Origin of the sequence: Curtobacterium sp. B8 (assembly GCF_000333315.1) — a bacterium.
In the GTDB taxonomy this organism is placed as follows: domain Bacteria; phylum Actinomycetota; class Actinomycetes; order Actinomycetales; family Microbacteriaceae; genus Curtobacterium; species Curtobacterium luteum.
The window spans coordinates 1-1,603 of sequence record NZ_BACW01000497.1; the positions used below are offsets into that span (position 1 = coordinate 1).

2 protein-coding genes and 1 pseudogene are annotated in these 1,603 nt (G+C 77.0%); all 3 read right to left on the minus strand.

The window, feature by feature from the left end; genetic code table 11:
• A pseudogene (locus I59_RS12715) lies at nucleotides 1-560 on the minus strand (hypothetical protein); the annotation flags it as partial.
• Nucleotides 557-1,300: a C40 family peptidase gene (locus I59_RS12720; protein WP_042726724.1), complete on the minus strand. Its 744-nt coding sequence runs from the start codon at nucleotides 1,298-1,300 to the stop codon at nucleotides 557-559. The gene I59_RS12720 and the pseudogene I59_RS12715, both read right to left, overlap by 4 nt.
• Nucleotides 1,297-1,603, minus strand: a 307-nt coding sequence (locus I59_RS12725) for a flagellar FliJ family protein (RefSeq protein ID WP_022904189.1), incomplete at its 5' end; no start/stop codon positions are given. The genes I59_RS12720 and I59_RS12725, both read right to left, overlap by 4 nt.

The window sequence follows — 1,603 nt, forward strand, 5'->3', positions numbered from 1 at the left end:
GGCGACGACGCCGCTGCGAGCCCCGTGGCGGCGGCCAGCGCGGCGGCCGCTGCGGTGTCCGCGGCTGCTCCCCCGGCCGCCGGCGTCGACGACCCGGCGGTCGCGGACGGGCCGGCGGTCAGGGACGAGCCGGCGGTCACGGACGGATCAGCAGTCGCCGACGGGTCGCCCGGGACGGACGCACCCGCGGGGCCGGACGCAGCCGCCGGGCCCGCCGCGCCGAACGCGCCGGCCGACGCCGCCGAGGCCCCGTCCCGGGCGGCGGGAGCGCCGTGCTGCGACGGGCCCCGGCGCTCGGCCGCGGTCCGTGCGGCCGCGGGGTGCTCCGTGCGACGGCCGTGCAGCCGGCCCACGGGCACCACCGTCGCGTCGGCGTCGTCACGAGCACCCGTGCGGGCCGGTGTGCCGGCGCGGTCGCTTCCACCGGCACCGGCACCGGCACCGGCACCGGCACCGGCCAGGACCCGCCCGAAGGCGGAGCCGCCGTCACCCGGGCGGGCCGGCACGGCACGGCCGGTGGTGGCCGACGACGGCGCGCCGGTCGGGATCATCGTGGTCATGCGGCACCTCCGGACTGCACCAGGGCCATGAGCGCCGCGGTCTGCAGGTCCGTGCCCGAACCCGTGGCGCCGGCGCCGGTGGTCGAGCGGGCCGCCGCCTCCTGCGCGGTCGGCACGATGCGCCTGATCGTGGCGATGTCGGCGTCCGAGTACCAGTTGTCGACGATGCGGACGTCCTTGCCGGGGTGCGGCGCGTGCAGCACCTTGCCGTCACCGACGTAGATGACGATGTGGCCCTCGCCCTTGGGGACGATGAGGTCGCCGGGCTGCGCGTCCTTGAGCGAGCCGACCTCGACGCCCATCTTCGCCTGGTCCGGGACGACCCGCGGCATGGTGACCCCGAGGTCCTTGAACACCGTCTGGACGAGACCGGAGCAGTCCATCCCGGCCGTCGTCGTCCCGCCGAACACGTACGGCACGCCGAGGTACTTCTTCGCGTCGGCCACCACGTCGGCACCCGTCGCACCGCTCCCGGTCGCGACGGTCCCCTGTCCGGCGTCCACCGAGGTCGCCGGCGTCGTGCTGCCGGCGGCGGTCCCCAGGGCGGTGGCGAGCGAGCCGGCCGTCGTCCCGGTCCCGCCGCCGTTCTCGGTGGCGAGCGCGTCCGCGAAGGCGGAGGACGCGGCCGAGGACGCCGCTGTCGAGTCCGTGGACGTGGTCGACGTGACCGTCCCGGTCTGCAGGGCGTCGATCTGGCTGCGGATCTCGGAGATCCGCGAGAGCACGACGTCGAGGCTCATCGGGCACCACCTTCCGTGCGGCTCCTGGCCGCGATCTCGTCGAGGGCGTTCTGTTCGGTGCGGAGGTCCTCCGCGGTGGCGGCGACGACGTGCTGCTCCTCGAGCTTCTCGAGCCCGAGGGCGGCACGGCGTGCGGCGGTGTAGGCGTCCTGCGCCCGGTCGGCGTCGGCGCGGCGGCTCTGCACGACGGCGTCGAGTTCCTGGAGCATGCCGCGGGTGGCGGCGCGCGCGGCGGCGACGGCGCTCAGGGTGGCGGCGTCCTCGATCGGCTGCGCGTCGGCCTGGTCGGCGAGGGACCGGCGG